General features: G+C 72.7%; 3 protein-coding genes and 1 pseudogene. 2 read left to right on the forward strand and 2 right to left on the reverse strand.

Translation table 11 applies throughout. The features are described from left to right. Window positions 1-220: 220 nt before the first annotated feature. Window positions 221-1,450, reverse strand: coding sequence for a type VII secretion-associated serine protease mycosin (gene mycP, locus AOK24_RS38715; protein WP_055724619.1), 1,230 nt, complete (start codon window positions 1,448-1,450; stop codon window positions 221-223). 5 nt (window positions 1,451-1,455) lie between these two features. Beyond that, complete coding sequence (gene eccB, locus AOK24_RS38720) at window positions 1,456-2,973, reverse strand: type VII secretion protein EccB (protein WP_055724620.1); 1,518 nt, start codon at window positions 2,971-2,973, stop codon at window positions 1,456-1,458. Window positions 2,974-3,188: 215 nt separating this feature from the next. Here eccB and eccE point away from each other — a divergent pair. Continuing rightward, a partial coding sequence (eccE, locus tag AOK24_RS38725) for a type VII secretion protein EccE (protein WP_240554327.1) occupies window positions 3,189-4,378 on the forward strand: 1,190 nt, incomplete at its 3' end. A 2-nt stretch (window positions 4,379-4,380) separates the two neighbouring features. Next, window positions 4,381-4,723, forward strand: a pseudogene (locus AOK24_RS51740) (hypothetical protein); the annotation flags it as partial.

Raw genomic sequence — 4,723 nt, forward strand, 5'->3', positions numbered from 1 at the left:
GCCGGCCGGGGCGTCCAGGTAGTCGAGAAGGCGTGACGTGTTCGCTGCCCCCACCACCGTCTCCTTCTGCGTGTGCGGCTGTTACGGCGCACTCACAGTAGCCAGCGGGGGATGGGGCGAATACGGACATGTCAGGTTCGCGGAGGTGAACACATACCCAGCTCATACGGCGGTTTGGGGACGCTCTGGGCGGCGCTTGACCACTCCATGACCGGCCCCCTCACGCCGTCCCCCGCACCCGCTCCCGGCGTCGGCGCGCGTCCCGTAGCGCCACCGCTCCCCCGCTGATCCCGGCGACGAGCACGGCCGCCCCGACGGCGATGTACGTCGCGAGGCGCGCGTCGCGTTCGGCCGGGGTCTCGCCGAGGTGGAACGTCGCCGGGGTCGGCGCCTCGGCCCGCGCGAGCCCCTGGTCGGGGTGGGGGGACTCGATGGGGCGGTCGTCCTCGGTGAGCGCGCGGACGGGGTCGACGACGCCCCAGCCGACGAGGCGGTCGTGCCCGGCGATGGTGCGTTCGGCCGTCTGCTCGATCTGGGCGACGACCTGGCGGGCCGTCCACGTGGGGTGCTTGGCCTTGATGAGCGCGGCGACGCCCGCGACGTACGGCGCGGAGAAGCTGGTGCCGTTGTCGGAGCAGTGGCCGCCCGCCGGGACCGTGGAGATCATGTCGACGCCGGGCGCGGCGACGCCCACGAAGTCGCCGGACTGGGAGAAGGCGGCGCGTTCGTTGTTGCGGTCGGAGGCGGCTACGGCGAGGACGCCGTCGTAGGAGGCGGGGTACGTCTTCTTGACGTTGCCGCCGGTGCCGTCGTTGCCCGCGGAGGCGACGACCACGACACCCGCGTCGAGAGCCGCGTCGACCGCGCGCCGGAGGTTGTCGGACGGCCTCTTCGCGCCGGTCGTGTCCTGGGAGATGTTGATGACGTCGGCGCCCTTGTTCACCGCGTAGGTGATCGCGTCGGCCAGCGTGTCCGGGGTCCCGTGGCCCTCCGCGTCGTTCTGCTTGAGCGGGATGATCGTCGCCTCGGGGGCGAGGCCGACGAAGCCGGTGCCGTCGACGGGGCGGGCCGCGATGATGCCGGCGACCTTCGTGCCGTGGCCGACGGTGTCGGTGGTGCCGTTGCCTGCGCCCCAGTCGAGGGGTTTGCCGTCGTCGCCCTTCACGGCGGGCTTGAACGTCTTGCCGTCCTTCGCGTCCACGGCCCCCTTGAGCTGCGGGTTCTTCGTGTCGACGCCGGTGTCGATGACGGCGACCTTGACGCCCTTGCCCTTGGACTGGGACCACAGCTCGTCCAGCATGACGCGCTGGAGGGACCAGGGGCGGCCGGGGTACTTGCCGTTGGGGAAGGAGCACTGCTCGGAGTAGGGGCGCTCGGCGGCGGAGGCGGTGGGGGCGAGGGAGACGAGCGTGAGGCCCGCGAGGAACGCGGCCGGCAACGACGTACGCATCGGCCTCACGACCCCTGCGGCTGGCGTGCCGCTGCCGTCGACAGGCGCGGCCCCGTCGGCAGGAACTCCGACCACGCGGCGGGGATCGGCGTCGGGTCGACGTCGGCGTACCCGAGGAGCGTCTGCGCCTGCTTGGCCTCCTGCGCCTGCTGTTTCAGCTTCTCCGGCGTCGTGCCGATCCCGGCGTCGTCGGTGGCACTGTCGGAGTTGGACTGGAGGACGTAGCGCAGGCCGGTGTCGGTGACGAGGAAGACGGGGCCCGCCTTGGTCTCGGTGCCCTGGAACTGGCGGTAGAGCTGGCCGGAACCCGGCGTGACGTACGCGCTGGAGGAGCCGGTGGCGAGGGACTCGGGGAAGTCGGTGCCCGCCCAGGTGCTGAGGGTGGTCGCGCCGGTTCCGGCGTCCACGGACCGCAGGACGTTGCACACGGTGCTGCGCGAACCGGCGTCGCCTGAGGGGTCGTTGACGGGCTGGGGCAGTTCGGTGGGCCAGGTGTTCTCGGCGCCGAACGGCTTGCCGGGGACGATGTCGCCCGGGCTCATCGGCTTGGCCTCGCCGGTCTGCCCGAGATCCTTCAACTCCTTGCTGAACAGCAGGAGTTGGGCGACGAAGGGCGAGATCGGCGCGACCCTGCCGGGCAGTACGACGTAGTACTGGTCCTTGTTGAGGTCGGCCGCCTTGAGGACCATGCCGACCCGGTTCGTCGCTTCGTCGAGGCCCCCGGGGGCGCCCGCCGGGTCACCGACTCCGGTGATCGTCGGGAAGTCGATCCTGTCGCCGGTGTGGAGCGTCGTCATCCACTCCTTGGACACCTTCTGCGCCTGCCGTCCGGAGCCGACGACCGCGCGCAGGAGGAGTTCGTCGGACTTGTCGATCCGGTACGCGCGCCCGCTCGCGTCGACGACGTACTGCTGTCCGTCGGGGTCCTGGACGTACAGGAGCTGTCCGCCGGTGAGCCTGCCCGCGCCCTCGGTGGCCTTCAGGTCGCGGGACGCGAGGACGAGCGCCGCCCGCTGGATGGACTCGCCGCCCGCGCTGGGCCGTTCGCAGACCACCCAGCGCTTGGCCTTCTTCGCCTCGTCCTCGGAGGGCAGGCGGTCGGGGGCGTACGGGATGCCGATGGTGACGCCGTGCTTGATCTTGCCGCTGTCGAGGACGGACTCGGAGACGGTGACGAAGTCCTTCTGGCCGGCGTCGAGAAGCAGTTTCGCCGAGGCCATGTTGAGCACCGGGTGCAGCTGCTTCTGGCCGTTGGTCGTGAGGACGACGTACCGGGTGGTCGACTTGTCGGCGACGATCACCTTCGCGCCGGGTGTGTCCCACCCCTTCGGCGCGGTCGGCTTGAACATGCCCCACGCACCGAACACGGCCATGACGACGACCCCGACGATCACCCCGGGAAGCACCCCGCGCAGCGGTTTCGGAGCGCCCTCCTCCGAGCCGGGCGACGACTGCACGAACGCCGCGAGCATGCGGCGCTTCGCAAAGGTGTAGGCATTGAGCTCGTCACGCCGGGATGCCATCGGTGCCTGTCTCCCCCTAGGTCGCACGGAACGCTCCGCCGGGTTCGGCGGCCGTCGGACGGACGGCCGGACCGCGATGTCAGAGCGGCCCCCTACTATGCCTGGTATCCGCTGGGACGTGGGGCGCGGGTAGGTTGTCCGGGCACCTCAAGGGCGCGCAAGGGCCCGTGCGGTGCGGGAGAACCGGCGAGTTGTGAGGAGAACGGGGGGATGGAGTGAGGGCTTCCAGGACGCGGGGCAGCGCGCCCGCGGAGGCGAGCGCGCTGCGCCTCAAGTCGCGTTCGGGACAGGCCGGGGCATTCCGGTTGCAACGGCTGGTTCTGCTGGAGATAGCCGCCGCCGCGCTCGTGGTGGGCTGGGCGATCGATCCGGTGGCGCTCGCGGCTGCCGGTGTCCTCGCCGTCTGCCTGGTCCTGGTTGCGTTCGTACGGCGCCGGGGGCGCACGCTGCCCGAGTGGGTGGCCACCGCCTGGGCGCTGCGTACGCGTCAGCGCAGGGCCGCGAGCACGCCGGTGCCGCCGGGTACGGAACCGGGTCTCGCCCCGGCCGTCGAGTGCGACCCGACGCTGCGGACGTACACGTACGCGGGCCGCGACCGCCGTCCCGTCGGCATCGTCGGCGACGGCACGTTCGTCACCGCCGTCCTCCAGGTCGAGGCCGACTCCACGGCCCTGCGCGTGGAGCGCGACCGCCATCCCCTGCCGCTGCGCCTGGTGTACGACGCCCTGGAGGTCGACGGCATCCGGCTGGAGTCCGCGCAGGTGGTCCTGCACACGCAGCCCGCGCCCGCGCTGCACCTGCCCCAGCAGTCGGTGGCCATCGCGAACTACGCGCCGCTCCAGGAGCAGACCGGCGCCCCCGCCGTCCGGATCACCTGGATCGCGCTGAAGCTGGACCCCGAGCTGTGCCCCGAGGCGGTCGCCGCGCGCGGGGGCGGGCTGACCGGTGCGCAGAAGTGCGTGGTCCGCGCCGCCGACCAGCTCGCGAGCCGCCTCACCGGCGCCGGGTTCCGCGCGTCCCTCCTCGACGAGGAGGAGCTGACCTCCGCGATCGCCACGTCCGCGCACGCGAACCCGCTGGTCACGGCGGAGGCGGGCCGTACGGAGACGCGCGAGCGGCGCACCGAGGAGTCCGGGCGCGGCTGGCGCTGCGACAACCGCCGCCATACGACGTACTGGGTACGGCGGTGGCCCGCGCTCGGCGGGAGCCGCGCGCCGTCGCTGCCGCAGCTCATCGCCCTCGTGACGGCCGTCCCGGCGCTCGCGACGACCTTCAGCGTCTGCCTCACGCGCGGGGAGCGGCAGAGTGTGTCGCTCGCCGGGTACCTGCGGGTCACCGGGCGCAGTGACGCGGAACTCGTCGCCGCGCGGCGGGCGTTGCAGGGCGCCGCGCGGCACACCGGGATNNCCCCGGCACGCGCGGCACTCCGTCTCCGTCGAGCAGCTCGACGCGCTGTCGCTGCCCATCGGGGACGACGGGGTCGTCATCGGGGTCGATCCCGAGGGGCGGCCGTCCGTCCTCGGGCTCAATCGGCCCACGCCCTACGATGTGACGCTCATCGGGGGGCTGTGGACCGCGCAGGTCATCGCCCTGCGGGCCGCCGCGACCGGGGCTCGCGTCGCCGTCGAGACGGGGCGGCCCCAGGCGTGGATGCAGATGGTCCACGCGATGGGGGGTGGGCAGAACGGGCTCGCCGTCCACGATGTGGGGCGGGTGCCGCCGCAGGGGACGTCCCCGGGGACGCCGGTTC

It is taken from the genome of Streptomyces niveiscabiei, from assembly GCF_001419795.1.
Classification (GTDB): domain Bacteria; phylum Actinomycetota; class Actinomycetes; order Streptomycetales; family Streptomycetaceae; genus Streptomyces; species Streptomyces niveiscabiei.